18 protein-coding genes are annotated in these 17128 nt (G+C 64.2%); 9 read left to right on the top strand and 9 right to left on the bottom strand.

Annotated features, from left to right (window positions below; all coding sequences use genetic code 11):
* From EOB36_RS18535 to hemC, 4 genes are all read right to left on the bottom strand, one after another.
* On the bottom strand, positions 1-1283 hold a 1283-nt coding region (locus tag EOB36_RS18535), incomplete at its 3' end, for a heme biosynthesis protein HemY (protein WP_164897549.1).
* 10 nt (positions 1284-1293) lie between these two features.
* Positions 1294-2766 carry a COG4223 family protein gene (locus EOB36_RS18530; RefSeq protein WP_128285419.1) on the bottom strand — a complete coding sequence of 491 codons (1473 nt, stop codon included), beginning with the start codon at positions 2764-2766 and terminating at the stop codon, positions 1294-1296.
* Between the two features lie 91 nt (positions 2767-2857).
* Positions 2858-3574, bottom strand: a complete 717-nt coding sequence (locus EOB36_RS18525; protein ID WP_128243973.1) for a uroporphyrinogen-III synthase — start codon at positions 3572-3574, stop codon at positions 2858-2860.
* Position 3575: 1 nt separating this feature from the next.
* Positions 3576-4502 (bottom strand): hydroxymethylbilane synthase, encoded by a 927-nt coding sequence (gene hemC / locus EOB36_RS18520; protein WP_127205865.1) that lies wholly within the window; start codon positions 4500-4502, stop codon positions 3576-3578.
* Positions 4503-4611: 109 nt separating this feature from the next.
* Between hemC and tsaD the strand changes: the two genes are divergently transcribed.
* The 6 genes from tsaD to EOB36_RS18490 all read left to right on the top strand — a co-directional run bounded on the left by tsaD (position 4612) and on the right by EOB36_RS18490 (position 8892).
* On the top strand, positions 4612-5700 hold the full coding sequence (gene tsaD / locus EOB36_RS18515; protein ID WP_095484934.1) for a tRNA (adenosine(37)-N6)-threonylcarbamoyltransferase complex transferase subunit TsaD: 1089 nt from the start codon (positions 4612-4614) through the stop codon (positions 5698-5700).
* Positions 5697-6707, top strand: a complete 1011-nt coding sequence (locus EOB36_RS18510) for an NAD(P)H-dependent glycerol-3-phosphate dehydrogenase (protein WP_127205864.1) — start codon at positions 5697-5699, stop codon at positions 6705-6707. The genes tsaD and EOB36_RS18510 overlap by 4 nt, the downstream gene beginning before the upstream one ends.
* 130 nt (positions 6708-6837) lie before the next feature.
* Positions 6838-7134: a YciI-like protein gene (locus EOB36_RS18505; protein ID WP_127205863.1), complete on the top strand. Its 297-nt coding sequence runs from the start codon at positions 6838-6840 to the stop codon at positions 7132-7134.
* Positions 7135-7261: 127 nt separating this feature from the next.
* The gene (locus EOB36_RS18500) at positions 7262-7687 is read left to right on the top strand and encodes an EVE domain-containing protein (protein WP_127205862.1); all 426 of its coding nucleotides are present in this window, start codon (positions 7262-7264) and stop codon (positions 7685-7687) included.
* Complete coding sequence (locus tag EOB36_RS18495; protein WP_206532267.1) at positions 7642-8340, top strand: methyltransferase; 699 nt, start codon at positions 7642-7644, stop codon at positions 8338-8340. The genes EOB36_RS18500 and EOB36_RS18495 overlap by 46 nt, the downstream gene beginning before the upstream one ends.
* A gap of 135 nt (positions 8341-8475) precedes the next feature.
* On the top strand, positions 8476-8892 hold the full coding sequence (locus EOB36_RS18490; protein WP_128285418.1) for a DUF1761 domain-containing protein: 417 nt from the start codon (positions 8476-8478) through the stop codon (positions 8890-8892).
* A gap of 15 nt (positions 8893-8907) precedes the next feature.
* On the opposite strand, the gene gcvA is transcribed toward EOB36_RS18490, so the two are convergent.
* A complete protein-coding gene (gene gcvA / locus EOB36_RS18485) occupies positions 8908-9828 on the bottom strand; it encodes a transcriptional regulator GcvA (RefSeq protein WP_128285417.1) in 921 nt (306 codons plus the stop codon).
* A 164-nt stretch (positions 9829-9992) separates the two neighbouring features.
* On the opposite strand from gcvA, the gene EOB36_RS18480 reads away from it, so the two are divergent.
* The gene (locus tag EOB36_RS18480; protein WP_127205860.1) at positions 9993-10247 is read left to right on the top strand and encodes a hypothetical protein; all 255 of its coding nucleotides are present in this window, start codon (positions 9993-9995) and stop codon (positions 10245-10247) included.
* Between the two features lie 100 nt (positions 10248-10347).
* Here EOB36_RS18480 and EOB36_RS18475 read toward each other — a convergent pair whose 3' ends face one another.
* A complete protein-coding gene (locus EOB36_RS18475; protein WP_245329832.1) occupies positions 10348-10881 on the bottom strand; it encodes a L,D-transpeptidase in 534 nt (177 codons plus the stop codon).
* 147 nt (positions 10882-11028) lie between these two features.
* Between EOB36_RS18475 and EOB36_RS18470 the strand changes: the two genes are divergently transcribed.
* Positions 11029-11712, top strand: coding sequence for a response regulator transcription factor (locus EOB36_RS18470; RefSeq protein ID WP_029349304.1), 684 nt, complete (start codon positions 11029-11031; stop codon positions 11710-11712).
* Positions 11713-11942: 230 nt separating this feature from the next.
* A complete protein-coding gene (locus EOB36_RS18465) occupies positions 11943-12398 on the top strand; it encodes a cyclic nucleotide-binding domain-containing protein (RefSeq protein ID WP_127295016.1) in 456 nt (151 codons plus the stop codon).
* 73 nt (positions 12399-12471) lie between these two features.
* On the opposite strand, the gene EOB36_RS18460 is transcribed toward EOB36_RS18465, so the two are convergent.
* From EOB36_RS18460 to EOB36_RS18450, 3 genes are all read right to left on the bottom strand, one after another.
* The gene (locus EOB36_RS18460; RefSeq protein ID WP_128285416.1) at positions 12472-13278 is read right to left on the bottom strand and encodes an exodeoxyribonuclease III; all 807 of its coding nucleotides are present in this window, start codon (positions 13276-13278) and stop codon (positions 12472-12474) included.
* A 316-nt stretch (positions 13279-13594) separates the two neighbouring features.
* Positions 13595-14278, bottom strand: a complete 684-nt coding sequence (locus EOB36_RS18455; RefSeq protein ID WP_126104362.1) for an outer membrane lipoprotein carrier protein LolA — start codon at positions 14276-14278, stop codon at positions 13595-13597.
* A 166-nt stretch (positions 14279-14444) separates the two neighbouring features.
* Positions 14445-17099 carry a DNA translocase FtsK gene (locus EOB36_RS18450; RefSeq protein ID WP_127295020.1) on the bottom strand — a complete coding sequence of 885 codons (2655 nt, stop codon included), beginning with the start codon at positions 17097-17099 and terminating at the stop codon, positions 14445-14447.
* Positions 17100-17128: the final 29 nt, after the last annotated feature.

The raw sequence follows: 17128 nt of genomic DNA, 5'->3' as shown, positions 1-17128 counted from the left end.
TCCATCGGTGCCCGCCATTCGAAGGCGTCGAGCCTGCCGGTGATCGGCGACACCGGCGCCCATCGTTCGGAGACGAGGCCGTCGGCAACCCAGGCCGGATCGCGCGGTGCACGCACCGCCTTGGACAGAAGCTGCCGCACCTTGCCCTGATCGCCGGTCTCGGCCTCCTCGATGTCGGCCAGAAGCAGATAGGCGCCTTCGCGGCGATCCATGCGAATGGCTGCCTCGGCCTCCTGGCGGGCGGTCTTGTAATCTTGCGCATCGAGCGCGGCGCGCGCCACCGTCAGCGAGGATTCGGCGTGGTTCTTCTTCATCTCCTGCAGCTTCTTCGCCCGGTTCAGACGGTCGAGGACAGCATCGGCAGGCCGGGCGTGGGTGTAAAGCTCGGCGATCTCCGGATGCGGCTCGGCTTTCCACGCCGCTTCGAGGATCTTCGCGCCCTTGCGCACATCGTTCTGCCTGAACAGCAGTTTGGCTGCGACGACCGCCGCCGGCGCGAAATCCGGCCGCAGTCGATTGGCCTCGAGAGCAGCGGTTTTGGCGGCATTGGGATCGCTGTCGATCAGCGCCTGTGCCTTGGCGGTGAGCAGCACAGCGCGGCGCCGGTTGGCGGCGTCGCGCTCGATCTGGCGCGTCGATTTCTGCGCCTCGACCAATTTCAGCGCGCTGTCCCAGTCGCCGCGCCCGGTCAGGTCTTCCAGCGTCGATTCAGCGGCCCAGGCCAGCTGCGGCGCCATCGCCGCGGCGCGGCCGGCATAGTGGCGCGCCGCGTTGCGATCGCCGAGGCGTTCGGCCTCGAGATAAAGCCCGCGCAGGCCAAGCAGCCGCATTTCGGGATCGTCGAGCATGGTCTCGAACTTTTCGCGGGCGCCCTCGTGGTCGCCTTCGAGCAGCGAGGCTTGCGCCTCCAGCAGCTGGATCAACGGCTCCTGGTCAGAGCGGATCAGCTTTGCCGCTTCCTTGGTCTTCTTGCGGGCGAGTGCTCCGTCACCGGCGCCGGCGGCGATCATGCCGGTCGATAGCGCCTGATAGCCACGGTCGCGGCGGCGCACGCGGAAATAGCGCGAGATGGTGTAGGGGCTGTTCCACAGTGCCTTGATCAGCCACCAGACGATCATCACCGCGGCAACCACGGCGACGACCGCCACCGCCGCCACCATCAGGCTGACCTGGTATTGATAGCCGCTGAAGGTGACGACCATCTCGCCCGGCCGGTCGGCCAGCCAGGCGAAACCCAGCCCGAGCGCGAAAACGACGGCGAGGAAAAGCAGAATGCGAATCATCGGGTTTTCCTCACGCCTTCATCGCACCAGCGATCAACGCGTCGACCTGTGTCTCGACCTCGATCCGCGCCTTCAGTTTGCCGGCAAAGTCGGCGCCGGCGGCCTTCACCGCCTCGGGCAGTGTATCGTATTCACTGAGCGCCTTGGCGTAGTCGCCCTGGCTGACCGCCACCTCCATGCGCGCGACGGTTTCCGGTGCGCCGGCGCCTTCGACGGCACCGATCGGCCTGACTTTGACCAGTGATTCGGCGCTCGACAAAAGGTTCTGCAGGAAGCCGGCATTCTGGTCGACGGGCTCGGAGGCAGCGACCATGGCATTGGCCGCGGCGGGCACTTCGGCGGCGATCTCGGCACGGGTCGAAACGCCCTTTTCGGCGTAGGGACGCAAGGTTGCGATCTCCGGTGCGCCCGGTGAAATCGCCGCAAACGTTTCGAGTTCGGCGGCGAACGGCGCACCGCCGTCGAGTGCTGCCTTCAGCGCTGAAGCGGCGATGGCGAGCGCGATCTTCGGCTGTCCCGCCTGTGCCTCGACCTTGCCGGAAAGCTGCGACACTGACTGTTCCAGCGCCGCAAGCCGGCCTTCCTGCGCCGATGCCGCCTCACCGGCGGATTTCACCGCCGCGTCGAGCCCGGCCAGCTTTTCGTTGAGCGGCCCGAGATCGACCGGCGCCGTGTTGCCTGCCTGACCAAGGGCAGCAACAGTCGTCTCGATCTGCCTGACTTTGTCGCCAAGGGCAGCAAGCCCGGCAGTGTCGCCGGCCCCACCCTGCTCGACCGCCGATTTCAGCGCCGCGACATCCGTCTTGACCTGATCCAGGGCCGACGACAAGCCGTCCACCTTGGCCGACGCATCATTGTTGCCGGCTGTGTCCTTGAGCCCGGCAATCTCGCTCTTCAGCGAAGCGATTTCGCCATTGACGCCATCGAGCGACACGCCGCCCGAACCCGGCGCGCCGAGCAGGCCGGCAAACTGCAGCCCTCCGGCGGCGGCGAGCGCGATGACGCCGCCGACAATGCCGGCAGCGATGCCGTTGATGCCGCCACGCCTCGGCTGTGCTGCCATGCCTTCATCCCCTGCCTGGGCTTCCTTCGGCGCTCCTTTGGCCCCCATCCCGCTGGCTTTGGCAGATGCGTCGTCGAAGCTGTAGTCGAAGGCCCGTTTCGCCGATGCGTCTGAGCCGGCCGGATAAGTCGGTTTGGGTCCTTCAGGACCTTTGGTGCCGCCCTCTGCCGGCTCTTCCGGACCGGCGGGCGGGGCCGCATCGGCATGTTCCCACGGCTCGATGTCGGTCTGGTCGGCATGCATGGGTTCTTCAGGCGCACCCGGCTGCGACGCGTTCGCCGCCTCCTCCGCTTTCGCCTCGTCGGTCCGCCCGTTGGCGGCATTCTCGTCGGCAACGCGCGAGACGGCCCCGGGTTCGAGCTCGATGGTCACAGGCTCGCGACGGCTTTTCGAATGCCGCATCTTCGGCGTCTTGACCATGCTTGGGCTCCGCAAAATTCGCTTCGGGATGGTTCAGAAAGGGTCTAGCACATCACCAAGCGGTGAAAAGGGGCGGCGTGATGACACGGGGTCAACGCCACGTCCGCAAAAGTTCCAGCAACGCCTCCTCGCTGGGCTCCGGCGCAACCCGGAGCTTTTCTGAGGCGACAGCCTCCAAGGCTGCGGCGATACGTCCGGACAGGACGAAAAACCATGTCTCTTCAAAAAGACCACGCAGCGCCGGCCGGCCAGCCAGGGCCTGCATCGCTGTCGCCGCCTTGGCCGAATAAAGAAGCACCGCTTCAACCGGCTGGCCGGACAGGCATGCAAGGATTGCGGCGTCCGAATGGTCCAGGGTGACTGTGTCGTAGGTCTCGATGGCGCGGACGGCGACACAAGCGGCCTTCAGCCGCGCCTCGAACGCCGGAAACCGCACGCGTCCACACAGATAGATGATCGTCTTTGCCATGAAGCCGCCGGCAAGCGCATCCGCCAGCGCCTCGGCATCGCCGGGGCCTTCGCTGACGGACAAGAATCCCGCAGCGCGGGCCGCTTCTGCCGTCCTTCTGCCGACGGCATGGCAGGGCAAAGCGGCGAGCGCCGCGATAATTTCCCTCGGCGCATGGCGCACGGCATTGGCGCTGGTGACCGCAACGGCCACGGCATTGTTTGCGACCCCCTCCACGTCGACGGGCAGAGCCACCGTTTCGGTCAATGGCAGCGGGATCGGCTTAAACCCCCGGTCCTCAAGCCGCCGCATTGTGCGCGAGGCGCCCGGTTCCGGCCTCGTCACCAGGACGCGAACCATGTCAGGCCCAGCCGTCGAAGAATTTTTCGCCGGCCTTGGCCCGCACGGTCCTAGCAGCTTCGTTGCCGATGCGGGCGGCATCTTGCGCCGGGCCTTCCGCCTCGACCTCATGTGATTGCGTGCCGTCCGGCGAGATGATCAGCCCAGCGAAGAAGACGGTTCCGTTGGCGATGACCGCATGGCCGGCGATCGGCGTGCGGCACGACCCGTCGAGCGCCGCCAGGAAGGCGCGCTCGCAGGCCAGAGCCTGTCCGGTCGGCACGTCATGGATTGCCGTCAGCATCCTTTCCACATCGCGGTCGCCGATACGGCTTTCGATGCAGATGGCACCTTGCCCGGGCGCCGGCGGAAAGGTGTCGAGCGGCATCAGGTCGGTGACGACATGCTCCAGGGCAAGCCGCTTCAGCCCGGCATAGGCGAGGATGGTGCCGTCGGCGATGCCCTCGTCGAGCTTGCGCAGCCGCGTCTGCACATTGCCGCGGAACATCACCACGTCGAGGTCCGGCCGCATGCGCCGAATCAATGCCTGACGCCTGAGCGACGACGAGCCGACCTTCGCGCCCTGCGGCAGTCCGGCGATTGTCTTCGCCGCTTTGCCGACGAAAGCGTCGCGGGCATCCTCGCGCGGCAGGAAGGCGGACAGCTCCAGCCCGTCGGGCAACACCGTCGGCATGTCTTTCGACGAATGCACGGCGATGTCGATACGGCGCGCCAGCAGCGCTTCCTCGATCTCCTTGGTGAACAGCCCTTTGCCGCCGGCTTCCGACAGCGGCCGGTCCTGGATGCGGTCGCCACTGGTCGAGATGACAACCACCTCGAACGCCTCAACCGGCATGCCATGCGCGGCCATTAGCCGCGCCTGCGTTTCATGCGCCTGCGCCAGCGCCAGCGGGCTGCCGCGTGTTCCGATTTTCAAGGTTGTTTGCATGGCGCGCGGTCCGTGATAACCCGGCCAGAACATTTCAGGCGAGGGCTTTGCCGGGCCTTCTCCTACCGGGGAAAGCCCGGTTGTACAATCTTCTAGGGACAGCGACGAATTGATCCGCGTTCTGGGCATTGAGACGAGTTGCGACGAGACCGCCGCCAGCGTGGTGACGCTGGATGGCGGCGGCGCACCCAAAATCCTGTCCGATATCGTGCTCAGCCAGATCGAGGAGCATGCCGCCTTCGGCGGCGTCGTGCCGGAAATCGCCGCACGTGCCCATGTCGAGGCGCTGGACGGCATCATCGAGGCAGCGCTGGCCGATTCGGGCGTCGATCTCGCCGACATCGACGCGATCGCCGCGACCGCCGGCCCCGGCCTCGTCGGCGGGCTGATCGTCGGCCTGATGACGGCGAAAGCCATTGCCGCGGCCGCAAACAAGCCGCTGATCGCCATCAACCACCTCGAAGGCCACGCGCTGACCGCGCGGCTGACAGACGGTCTCGATTTTCCCTACCTGTTGCTGCTGGTGTCCGGCGGTCACACGCAGATCGTCGCCGTGCGTGGCGTCGGCGACTATCAGCGCTGGGCGACAACCATCGACGATGCGCTCGGCGAAGCCTTCGATAAGACGGCCAAGATGCTTGGCCTGCCCTATCCCGGCGGACCGAATGTCGAGAAGGTGGCGGCGACCGGCGACGCCACGCGCTTCGCCTTCCCGCGGCCGATGAAGGGCTCGGCGCAGCCCGATTTCTCCTTTTCCGGGTTGAAGACCGCCGTGCGCCAGGCAGCGACGGCCATCGCCCCATTGAGCGACCAGGACGTCGCCGACATCTGCGCCTCATTCCAGGCGGCAGTGGCGGATGCGCTGGATGATCGTGTTTCGAGAGCGCTGAACCGATTCCGTCAGGAGTTTCCAGGCGAGGCGAAACCTGCGCTCGTTGTCGCCGGCGGTGTCGCTGCCAACCGGACGATCAAGGCGACGCTGGAAGCCTTGTGCGAAAAAGCCGGCTTTGCTTTCGTCGCGCCGCCGCTCAAACTCTGCACCGACAATGCGGCGATGATCGCCTGGGCCGGCATCGAGCGGCTGCGCGCCGGCATCGCGGGTGAAAACACCGCCGATTTCGTGCCGCGCTCGCGCTGGCCGCTGGACAGCATCTCCGCCCCGATGGTCGGCTCGGGCCGGCGTGGAGCCAAGGCATGACCGGCGGCGAGGACAGGGCGCCAAGCGGCTGGCGCGTCGCGGTGCTTGGCGGCGGCGCCTGGGGCACGGCGCTGGCGCTGGCCATGCTGCGAGCCGGTCATTTCGTCCGCCTCTATGCGCGCGACCCGGAGACCGTCGCCGCGATCGACCGTGGCGAAAATCCGCGCTATCTGCCGGGCATCGCGCTCCAGGCCGGTATCGTGGCAACGAGCGACATCGAGGCCGCGCTCGACGGCGCCGACTGCGTGCTGGCGGTGGCGCCGGCGCAGTCGCTGCGCGCCATGCTGGCGACCGCGAAGACCCATATGCCGAAAGACGTCCCGCTGGTCCTCTGCGCCAAGGGCATCGAGCGCGACACTGGCGCGCTGCTGTCGGCGATAGTCGAAGAGATTCTGCCTGAAAACCCGGTTGCCGCCCTGTCCGGCCCGAGCTTCGCCACCGACGTTGCCAGGGGCCTGCCGACGGCCGTGGTGGTCGCGGCCCGCAACGAGGGTCTGGCGGCCGATCTTGCCGCCCGCTTCTCCGCGCAGAACCTGCGCTGCTATTCGAGCGACGATCTCATCGGCGTCGAGATCGGTGGCGCGCTGAAGAACGTCTTCGCCATTGCCGCCGGCGCGGTCACCGGCGCCGGGCTCGGCGCCAGCGCCCAGGCCGCCATGGTGACGCGCGGCTTTGTCGAATTGCGTCGCATCGGTGCTGCGTTCGGCGCCAGACCGGAAACGCTGATGGGGCTTTCCGGCCTCGGCGACCTGCTGCTCACCTGCTCGTCCGCCCAGTCGCGCAATTTCGCCTACGGGCTGGCGCTGGGGCAAGGCAAGCCGCTTGCCGGGCTGCCCTTGGCCGAAGGCGTGCCGACGGCAGCGATCGCCGCCCGCATCGCCGCCGAGCGTCGGATCGACGCGCCAATCATCACCGCCGTCGCCGCCATATTGGACGGCACGATCACCATTCGCCAGGCTGTGTCGGCGCTGATGACAAGGCCGCTGAAGACCGAAACCGATGTTTAGAGCGACGTGCGTCCGCTTGGACGCACAAAGTACGCTCTAACAACTTTGAACCTGCGCATCGTGCTTTCCGAAAATCGATTCCGATTTTCGGGCCGATGCGATAAATCTCGAACAATCCGGAGATCGAAAAATGCTGTTTGCGTTGATTTGCAAGGACAAGCCTGAAAACCTGCAGGTGCGGCTCGATACGCGGCCCGAGCATATTGCCTTCCTGGAAAGATTGAACGGCGAGAAGAAGCTGGCCTTCGCCGGTCCGTTCCTCGACGCCGACGGCAAGCCGAACGGCAGCCTCGTCGTGGTCGAGGCGCCCGATCTGGCCGCGGCACAAGCCCTGTCGGCGGCAGACCCCTACGCCAAGGCCGGGCTGTTCGAAAGCGTCGAAATCAGGCAATGGAACTGGACCTTCAACAAGCCGGCGAGCGCATGACCCCGAAAATCGGAATCGATTTTCGCTGGGGATCATGCGCAAAATCAAAGTGCTGCAGCGTCCTTTGCGCGTCTGAAAGACGCGCGGCGCTGTAGCTGATTTCCAGCCTTCAGGAGGAGCAAAAACGATGAACTACTGGCTGTTCAAATCGGAACCCTCGGTCTTCTCCTTCGAAGCGCTGAAGGCGAAGGGCAAGGCCGGCACGCAATGGGACGGCGTGCGCAACTATGCGGCGCGCAACAACATGAAGGCGATGCAGATCGGCGATCTCGGCTTCTTCTACCATTCCAACGACGGGCTCGACGTGGTCGGCATCGCCGAGGTCTGCGCGCTGGCCCATCAGGACAGCACTACCGACGATCCGCGTTGGGAATGCGTCGATATTCGCGCCGTCAAGGATATGCCGGAGCCGGTGACACTGGAACAGGCCAAGGCCAATCCCAAGCTTGCCGAGATGGCACTGGTCCGCCTCGGACGGCTTTCCGTGCAGCCGGTGACGCCGGCCGAATGGAAAGAGGTCTGCCGCATGGGCGGCCTGACGCCGGCGCCGTGACGGCGCTGGCGCCGAACAGCGCGAAAAACTTTATCCTCGACAACACGACGCTGATGGCGCCGCCGCATGTGCCGGAGATCCTGCTGCATCTGGCCGACGAGGCGCATGATCTGTGGCAGCGGACCGAGGACGAACTGGCCGAAATCGGCCTGCCACCGCCCTTCTGGGCCTTCGCCTGGGCTGGCGGCCAGGGCCTTGCCCGCTATATCCTCGACAATCCGTCTGATGTTCACGGCAAGCGCGTTCTGGACTTTGCCTCCGGTTCCGGCCTTGTCGCCATTGCCGCAGCGAAAGCCGGCGCGGCGGAGGTGATCGCCGCCGACATCGACCCGTTCTGCGCGACCGCGATCCGCCTCAACGCCGAGGCCAATAATGTCCGGATCAAATTCCTCGGCTCGGATTGCATCGGAACCAATGCGGGCTGGGATGTGGTTCTGGCCGGCGACGTCTTCTACGACAGATCCTTTGCCGACAGGCTGATGCCGTGGTTCGCAACACTGAAGTCGCGCGGCGCCGACATCCTCGTTGGCGATCCCGGCCGCTCCTATCTGCCGAAGACCGGGTTGGAACCGCTTGCCGTCTACGAAGTGGCGGTGACCCGGGCGCTGGAGGATTCCCTGGTCAAGCGCACGACCGTCTGGCGCTTTGCTTGACGACACGGCCGAACGGGCGTTCCATCACGCATCGATTTTGAGAATACGCATGTCGTTGTCCCAAAACCGCTGGGCACCCTCGGGTCAGGCCCGAGGGCAGGCTTTTGGGCGACATGCTTCCGGGGGAGGGAAATCATGGATTTTTCAGCAGTGAACTGGCTGGCGGTGATCATCGCCGCCGTAGTGGCGTGGTTGTTCGGCGCTGCCTGGTACATGGGCTTGAGCAAGCCCTGGCTCAAGGCCGCCAAGCTTGATCCGGCGACCATGAGCAAATCGCCGTTGCCCTTCGTCATCAGCTTCATCGCGGAAATTGTCATGGCGCTCGTCATGTCCCTGGTCATCGGAGCGATGACCGGCGGCGAACCGAGCCTCATTGCCGGGCTGGTCTTCGGCTTCGTTCTCTGGCTGGGATTCGTCGCCACGACGCTTTCCGTCAATCATCGTTACGAAGGTTTCGGCTGGGACCTGACCATCATAGACTGCGGCCACTGGCTTGGCGTGCTGCTCATCATTGGCGCGGTGATCGGCTGGTTTGGAGCAGCGGCGGCTTGAGCTAAGGATCGATCGTCAGGTCGGCGTCTTCGCGACTTCGTCGAGAAGCCATTCGCGAAAGGCGACGATGCGCGGGTCGTACGCCGCACTTTTTGGATAGACCAGGAAATAGGCGAATTCGGGCGCAACCTTGATGCCCAGTTCAAATGGTCGCACCAGCCTGCCCTCGGAAAGGTCGTTTGCCACCATGGCGAAATCGGCGAGCGCGACGGCATTGCCGTCGAGCGCAGCCTGAACGACATCCGAGGACGTGCCGAAGACCATCGTTCGGCTGTCGTCGAAATCGTCGACGCCCGCCGCTGCCATCCACATGCGCCAATTCGGCCATGTCACACCCTGGCGCGCCCACTCGATGTGGGCAAGCGTGTGGTGAAACAGGTCGCGCGGCTCCTTCAGCGGCGGCCCCGCCCGCAGCAACGCCGGGCTGCAGACAGGAATGATGACGTTTTCGAACAGCCGGTCGGCGCAAAGTCCCGGATATTTCCCGGCGCCGAAGCGGATGCCGATATCGACATCGTCGAGATCGAAGTCGCGCACCTCATAGCTGATGTCGAAGCGGAGCTCGATGTCGGGCTGATGCTTGCGAAACCCGTCGACGCGCCGCATCAGCCATTTTGTCGCGAACTGTGCGTCGAGAGTGACTTTCAGCAGCGCCGTTCCACGCGCCACCTTGTGCGCCCGTGAGACGGCCCGGCCAAGCAGGTCGAGCGCGTCGGTCGCGGCCTCGAACAGCACCGCGCCCGCTTCCGTCAGCCGGATGGTGCGGCTGGTGCGCGTGAACAGAACGATGCCGAGCTGATCCTCGATTTCCTTGATCTGGTGGCTGACCGCGGCCGGCGTCAGGCCGAGCTCGTCTGCGGCGCGGGTGAAATTGAGGTGCCGGGCCGCCGCTTCCAGCGTCCGCAGTGCACGAGTTCCAGGCAGCAGGCGCGCCATCAGCGCGGAATGATTTTTGGCAGGATCATTGCCCTTGATCCACAAATTAAACTTGATGATCTGGAAAAAACTACTCGTTTCCCTCTTAGATTTCAATCCGGCATGATGTGACCATCGATAAACTATCAAACCGGATTTGATGTCCGGATGGAACGGATCACGTCATGTCACACATTGCTTTGAAGTCTCCAGCTGCCGGACCAACCTGGCTGCGCGCAGCAGTTGAATGGTTCCACGACGCGAGAATCGCGATCAACCTCCCGCAAGAGCCCGGCCTGCCGCGTGAAAATGTCGAGGACCTCTCGGACCGCCAACTGCGCGACATCGGCGCCGAGCGGAAGGATGTCGCCCGCGCCATGGATCAGGAACTAGGCCGGCTCGGCCTGCTCGACATCGGCTGGCAGAAGCCGAAACGGTAGGGGAGTAAGGGAGCAAGGCAATAGGGCAGTGGGGAAAAGTGAGGCGGCGCGAACGCGCATATCGGCTGACAACTTCCTACTCCCCTACTCCCCTATTCCCCTATCGTACCACCCTCACCACCGTACGGTCCGACAGCAGCGGCAACAGCCGGGCCATCGTGCGTGCCGTCACCGCGACGCAGCCTTGCGTCGGCGTGAAGCCGGGGCGCGCCAGGTGAAAGAAGATCGCGCTGCCGCGCCCGCGGCGGCGCGGCGCAATGTTCCAGTCCAGCACCAGGCAGGCGTCGTAGAGCCGGTCGGCGCGCAGCATCCGCTCGTGGCTGGCGCCATAGGGAATCCTGACCGGACGGTTATAGTTGCGGTCCTCAGGCACCTCGCACCAGCCGAGATCTGGGCCGATCGGCGCCATCGCCAGCCGGGTTTTGCGGCCCTCGGAAAAATGATCGTTACGGAAATATCCCGACAGGATCCGCATCGAGCCAAGTGGCGTGGCGCCGTCGCCTTCGCGCTTGCCGGCCGATATGCCGCCGCGTCCCAGCGCACATGAAAACACCAGTTTGCCAGCCTGCAGGAACCCCTGGCTGGCGTGGCCGGGTCTTGCGCGCACCGTGAGAACACGAAGCCCTTTTCGCAAAAATGCGCTCGCCTCATTGCACGCGCGTTTTTTCTTGTATGATCGTGCCACGGAACAAATCACTGTGATCGGCTGTTGTGCCGGTCAGCTTCCGCATAAACAGGCAGCGGTCAACTGAATTTTCTTTTCAAAACAACGGATTGATCCATGACTTCACGCACCATTCTGATCGTCGATGACGATGACGACCTGCGCGGCACGCTCGTCGAGCAATTGTCTCTCTATGAGGAATTCGACGTCCTGCAGGAATCAACCGCCGCCAAAGGCGTCGCCACGGCCCGCGGCGGCCTCATCGATCTGCTCATCATGGATGTCGGCCTGCCCGACATGGATGGCCGGGAGGCAGTGAAGATACTGCGCAAGGGCGGCTACAAGTCGCCCATCATCATGCTGACTGGACACGACACCGATTCCGACACGATTCTCGGCCTCGAAGCCGGCGCCAACGACTATGTGACCAAGCCGTTCCGCTTCGCTGTTCTCTTAGCCCGCATTCGTGCGCAGCTTCGCCAGCATGAGCAGAGCGAAGACGCCACCTTTTCGGTCGGCCCGTACACTTTCAAGCCCAGCCAGAAGCTTTTGATCGACCAGCGCGGCGCCAAGGTGCGGCTGACCGAAAAGGAGGCCTCGATCATCAAGTATCTCTACCGCGCCGACCAGAAGGTGGTGACGCGCGACGTGCTGCTCGAGGAAGTGTGGGGCTACAATTCCGGCGTCACCACGCACACGCTGGAAACCCATGTCTATCGGCTGCGCCAGAAGATCGAGCGCGATCCTTCCAATGCGGAAATTCTTGTGACAGAAAGCGGCGGCTACAAGCTGGTTCCTTAAACATTTAATTATCCAATGAGCGGTCGGGGCGGGGCCGCTTTCGGGTACGATCCTGAGACTGGAGGTGGTTCTGGATCGGACTCGCTGATGCATCGGCCCAAAAATCGGAATCGATTTTTTGGAAAGCACGGTGCGTCGATTTCAAGCGTTTAGAGCGTCCTTTGCGCATCCAAAGGGACGCTCGGCGCTCTAAGGGAGGGATTGGACTGACCGTTCGGGGACATAGCTAGATGGCGTTGGATGACGACATCCGCATCCTGTCCACCGTGAGGCTCTTCGAGGGCTTCACGGACGAACAGTTGCGTCTGCTCGCCTTTGGCGCGGAAACCACAAGGCTGCAGGCCGACCACAAGCTTTACCGCGAGGACGACGAGGCCGATTGCGCGTATATCGTGGTCAGCGGGCGCATCGTGCTGTATCGCGAGCAGAATGGCGACCGCGTCCCGATAGGCACGGCCGGCCCCGGCACGACGCTCAGCGAACTGGCGCTGATCGCCGACACCAACCGGCTGACCAGCGCATCCGCCGAGATCGATTCGGAAGTGCTGCGGCTCAGCCGCAAGATGTTCCGCCGCATCCTGGAGGAATATCCCGATATCGCGGTCCATCTGCACCAGCGCATTTCCGAGGATTTTCAGGCAATGATCCGCCGCATCGAAGAGCTGGCGTCGCGCTTCGACAGTTGAGCGGGCAACGGTAGTTCGGAACTTCTGAAACGCCGACGGGACAGAGGGGACGCGCTACAGGCGGCAGTCCACACTACTCTAAATCGAACCGGGCGATCACCGGCACATGGTCCGACGGCCGTTCCCAGCCGCGCGCCAGCCGCAGGATCTCATAGCCGGCAAAGCTCGGCACCAGATTGGGCGACGACCAGACATGGTCGAGCCGCCGGCCGCGATCCGACGCTTCCCAGTCCTGCGCGCGATAGCTCCACCAGGTGTAGAGCTTCTGCTCATAAGGCACGTTGAGCCGCATCAGGTCGACCCAGTCGCCGGCGAGCCGCATCGCCTCGAAATTTTCCGTCTCGACCGGCGTATGGCTGACCACTTTCAAGAGCTGCTTGTGCGACCAGACATCGTGCTCGAGCGGCGCGATGTTGAGGTCGCCGACCAGGATCGAGCCGGAGACCTCGTCATGCTCGGCGCGGATGGCGTTCATTTCGGCGACGAAATCCAGCTTGTGCCTGAACTTGCGGTTGATCTCCGGATCGGGCTCGTCGCCGCCGGCCGGAACGTAGAAATTGTGCAGCAGGATCGCCTTGCCGCCGGCCCGCACGGTGACCGACAGATGCCGGCAATCCTCGATCTCGCAGAACCGACGCTTTTCGACGATCTCGATCGGCCGCCGGGCCACCGTCGCCACGCCGTGATAGCCCTTCTGGCCGTGGAAGGCGATATGCTCGTAGCCGAGCTTGCGGAACGCCTTCTCGGGAAACAGCTCGTCCGGAACTTTGGTTTCCTGCAGGCAGAGCACATCCGGCGCCTGTTCCCTAAGCAGGCGTTCGACGATCGGCATGCGCAGGCGGACGGAATTGATGTTCCAGGTGGCGATGGAAAAGGACATGCACAGGATCCGGGGACAGCGCATGGCCGCCAGAGGCAAACGCCTTTGGCGAGTCATGCGCCCATGAGAGAGTCGGGCCAGAACCTGCCAGCCGCGAGCTTCAAAAACAAGCCGGGCCGCGCCTGGCAAGGCACGGCCCATGACTTTGCACAGCCATCGAAAAAAACCGCGTCCAAGGTATGTTGAGATTCAGGTCAGGCCGAGCCGAGAATGGTGGGTTCCGAGAACCGGAGCGGAGCGTACTTAAAGTACGTGAGCACCGGAAGCGCAGGAAACCGCCGTTCGCAGGCCGGCCTCACCTGAATAACTGCGGACCCTACCGCGACTTGGTGTTCAGTTCCCGGTTAGCCGTATAGTCGATGGCAAAAGTGTCGGGGGCAAAGCTTACGCCTTCCCTGACGTTGAAGATCATCACCGTCGTGTCCTTGCCTTGCGCGTCGGTGATCGTCCACTGGCGCAATTCGTAGGATTTCGGATCGAACATCATGGTGATCTTCGAGCTGCCGAACACGGATTTGTCGGCAAGCTGGATGGTGGTGACGTCGTTCTCTTCCTTGACGCTTTTGACGCGGCCGCCGGAGAGGTCGATCTTGGTGTCGAGGAGCAGCTTGAGCGGCGTCTTCGACAACGGGTAGAGATCGGACGTTTTCAGCCGCTTGTTGAGGATGACCACCGACCTGCCGTCGGAAATCACCCTGAAATTCGACGTCCCGTCATAGTTGAAGCGGATCTTGCCCGGCCGTTCCAGAAAGAACTTGCCGCCGGTCTGCTCGCCCTTGGGTCCGAACTGCACGAACTCGCCGGCCATCGATTTGACCGAGGAAAAATGGTCGGCGATCTTCTGCGCGGTGGCTGGCACCGCCGCTTGCGCCGACGCCAGCAACTGGACCCCGGGCACGACATTGATGGCCGCAGCACCTGCCAGGACCAGGCCGAGGCCAAGCAACTGGCGGCGGGTCGGGGCAAAATCGCTGATCGTGGCGAAAGAAGAGTTTTTCATGCCGGTCACTCTCGTCTGGTTTATCTGTTGTCGCAGTGTTTGGCCCCCCAGTTGGGCTTAAGTTTGGCGGGCGAACAGCGCTTGGTCGTTGCAACGCGCCAAAAGGTTCAAAGTTGCCGCCCGTCTAGGTTGTGGCGGGCAGGTCTGCCGGTTGTTGCCGGCCTGATCAGAACTTGTCGTCCTCCGTCGGCACCAGAATCTCGCGTTTTCCGGCATGGTTGGCCGGGCCGACAATGCCTTCCTTCTCCATCTTCTCGATGATCGAGGCGGCGCGGTTGTAGCCGATGCCGAGCCGGCGCTGGATGTAGCTGGTCGAGGCCTTGCCGTCGCGCAGCACCACCGAAACCGCCTGATCGTAGGGATCGTCGGAATCCTCGAAATTGCCGCTGCCACCGCCGCCGGAGCTACCTTTGCCCGACGGCTCGTCTTCCTCGTCGTCATCCTCGGTGATGGCGTCGAGATATTCCGGCACGCCCTGCAGCTTCAGATGCGCGACGATCTTCTCGACCTCGTCATCGGAAACGAAGGGACCGTGGACGCGCTGGATGCGGCCGCCACCGGCCATGTAAAGCATGTCGCCCATGCCGAGCAGCTGTTCGGCGCCCTGCTCGCCCAGGATGGTGCGGCTGTCGATCTTCGACGTCACCTGGAAGGAAATGCGGGTCGGGAAGTTGGCCTTGATCGTGCCGGTGATGACGTCGACCGACGGCCGCTGTGTCGCCATGATGACGTGGATGCCGGCGGCACGCGCCATCTGCGCCAGGCGCTGCACTGCGCCTTCGATGTCCTTGCCGGCGACCATCATCAGGTCGGCCATCTCATCGATGATGACGACGATGTAGGGCATCGGCTCGAGATCGAGGTTTTCCGTCTCATAAATGGCTTCGCCGGTCTGCCGGTCGAAACCGGTCTGCACGGTGCGCGAGATCTTCTCGCCTTTCTTCTCCGCCTGCTGCACCCGCGCATTGAAACCGTCGATGTTGCGGACGCCGACCTTCGACATCTTGCGGTAGCGGTCCTCCATCTCGCGCACGGTCCATTTCAGCGCCACCACCGCCTTCTTCGGGTCGGTGACGACAGGCGTCAAAAGATGCGGGATGCCGTCATAGACCGAGAGCTCCAGCATTTTCGGATCGATCATGATCAGTCGGCAGTCCTGAGGCGTCAGCCGGTAGAGCAGCGACAGGATCATGGTGTTGATGGCGACCGACTTGCCCGAACCGGTGGTGCCGGCGACCAGCACGTGCGGCATCTTGGCGATGTCGACGATGACCGCTTCGCCATTGATGGTCTTGCCGAGCGCCAGTGCCAGCTTGGCTTTGGTGGTCTCGAAATCGCGGCTGGCCATGATCTCCCTGAGATAGACGGTCTCGCGCTTGGCGTTCGGCAGCTCGATGCCGATGGCGTTGCGGCCGGGCACCACGGCGACGCGGCAGGCGATCGCGCTCATCGAGCGGGCGATGTCGTCGGACAGGCCGATGACCCGCGACGATTTGATGCCGGGCGCCGGCTCCAGCTCATAAAGCGTGACGACCGGACCGGGACGGACATGGATGATCTCGCCCTTGACGCCGAAATCCTCCAGCACGCCCTCGAGCAAGCGGGCATTCTGCTCCAGCGCGTCCTTGGACAGGCTGGCGTCGCGCACGACGTTCTTCGGCTCGGACAGGAAATGCAGCGACGGCATTTCGAATGTTTCGGAGCCGATCAGCGACGTCTGCGCTTCGCGCTGGACACGAGCGCCCGGAACGGGCCGGGGCGCCGGCGCCTCGACCCGTGTGGCCGCATCGGAGCGGAACGGCTGCACCTTCACATTGGGCGCGGCGCGGCGCTGGCCCGCGGGCTCCGGCGCAAAATCCATGTCGTCGTCCTCATCGAAGACATCGGCGTCGTCGGGATCGAGCGAGGCACTGCGGTCGTTGACCAGGGCGGCGAAGAATTCCGGCTCGACGCGGGCGCGGCCATCCGGGCTCATCCGCGCTTCGGCGAACTCGGCCGATTCGACCCTCTCGGCAGCGCGGCGCCAGGCGCTGGCGCGCGGTTCCATCTCCGGTTCGAAATCGTCGCGTTCCCGGCGGCGAGCGGCGCGGCGGCGGAGATAGGCGCGCAACGACAGCCACCAATGGGTGATCGCGCCAAGCGCCAGAATGCCCTCGTCGCCTTCATCCTCGTCATTGTCGAAAAGCAGGTCGTCCTGATCCCGGGAATCAGGTGCGGCCTGTTGCTCGAGGACGGCGAAACCGTTCTTGCGTGCAATCAGCGCCGAGCCATAGGCAAACAGCCACAGTGCCGGCGCCGCCAGAAGCACGGCGAGCACGCTGGCGATGAGACCGGTCGGGTAGCCGCCGACGAAGAAACCGGGAATGTTGAGCACCATGTCGCCGAACACGCCGCCGAGACCGGTCGGCAGCGGCCAGGTCTTGGGCGGCACCACGCAGCCGGCCATGGCCGCGGCAAGCACCGCGTAGCCGAACCAGGCGAGCCCGCGCTTCGGCAGCCTGTCGACGCCGCGCGCCGAAAACAGCAGAAATCCCCAGACCACTGCCGGCACCAGCGCCGCGACCGCGGCAAGGCCGAAGAACTGCATGGCAAGGTCGGAGAAGACAGCGCCCACATAGCCCATGGCGTTGGTGACGATGTTATCGGTGGCGTGGGAGAAGCTTGGGTCGGCTACGTTCCAGGTGGCGAGGCTGGCGATACCGAAGGCGACCAGCGCAAACAGGCCGGCGCCGACCAGCCGGCCGACCTGCCGCCGCGCGAATGCCCCGATGCCGTGCCCCGTATCGGCCAGCGCGAGCGGTGCTGAAGCCCCTGAACGCATGCTCTTCCCCGTCTGTCATTGCCCGGCCG

Origin of the sequence: Mesorhizobium sp. M6A.T.Cr.TU.017.01.1.1 (assembly GCF_004023115.1) — a bacterium.
GTDB lineage: Bacteria > Pseudomonadota > Alphaproteobacteria > Rhizobiales > Rhizobiaceae > Mesorhizobium > Mesorhizobium mediterraneum.
The sequence above is the reverse complement of the archived record's forward strand: the minus strand, read 5'-3'. Positions and strand labels throughout refer to the sequence as shown.

Excerpts from the sequence above, each read along its gene's own strand:
- EOB36_RS18510 (WP_127205864.1), top strand. The coding sequence starts at position 5,697 with ATGACCGGCGGCGAGGACAGGGCGCCAAGCGGCTGGCGCGTCGCGGTG.
- EOB36_RS18500 (WP_127205862.1), top strand. The coding sequence starts at position 7,262 with ATGAACTACTGGCTGTTCAAATCGGAACCCTCGGTCTTCTCCTTCGAA.
- EOB36_RS18505 (WP_127205863.1), top strand. The coding sequence starts at position 6,838 with ATGCTGTTTGCGTTGATTTGCAAGGACAAGCCTGAAAACCTGCAGGTG.
- EOB36_RS18470 (WP_029349304.1), top strand. The coding sequence starts at position 11,029 with ATGACTTCACGCACCATTCTGATCGTCGATGACGATGACGACCTGCGC.
- EOB36_RS18490 (WP_128285418.1), top strand. The coding sequence starts at position 8,476 with ATGGATTTTTCAGCAGTGAACTGGCTGGCGGTGATCATCGCCGCCGTA.
- EOB36_RS18525 (WP_128243973.1), bottom strand. The coding sequence starts at position 3,574 with ATGGTTCGCGTCCTGGTGACGAGGCCGGAACCGGGCGCCTCGCGCACA.
- EOB36_RS18530 (WP_128285419.1), bottom strand. The coding sequence starts at position 2,766 with ATGGTCAAGACGCCGAAGATGCGGCATTCGAAAAGCCGTCGCGAGCCT.
- EOB36_RS18455 (WP_126104362.1), bottom strand. The coding sequence starts at position 14,278 with ATGAAAAACTCTTCTTTCGCCACGATCAGCGATTTTGCCCCGACCCGC.
- gcvA (WP_128285417.1), bottom strand. The coding sequence starts at position 9,828 with ATGGCGCGCCTGCTGCCTGGAACTCGTGCACTGCGGACGCTGGAAGCG.
- EOB36_RS18465 (WP_127295016.1), top strand. The coding sequence starts at position 11,943 with ATGGCGTTGGATGACGACATCCGCATCCTGTCCACCGTGAGGCTCTTC.
- EOB36_RS18495 (WP_206532267.1), top strand. The coding sequence starts at position 7,642 with ATGGAAAGAGGTCTGCCGCATGGGCGGCCTGACGCCGGCGCCGTGACG.
- EOB36_RS18480 (WP_127205860.1), top strand. The coding sequence starts at position 9,993 with ATGTCACACATTGCTTTGAAGTCTCCAGCTGCCGGACCAACCTGGCTG.
- EOB36_RS18460 (WP_128285416.1), bottom strand. The coding sequence starts at position 13,278 with ATGTCCTTTTCCATCGCCACCTGGAACATCAATTCCGTCCGCCTGCGC.
- EOB36_RS18450 (WP_127295020.1), bottom strand. The coding sequence starts at position 17,099 with ATGCGTTCAGGGGCTTCAGCACCGCTCGCGCTGGCCGATACGGGGCAC.
- hemC (WP_127205865.1), bottom strand. The coding sequence starts at position 4,502 with ATGCAAACAACCTTGAAAATCGGAACACGCGGCAGCCCGCTGGCGCTG.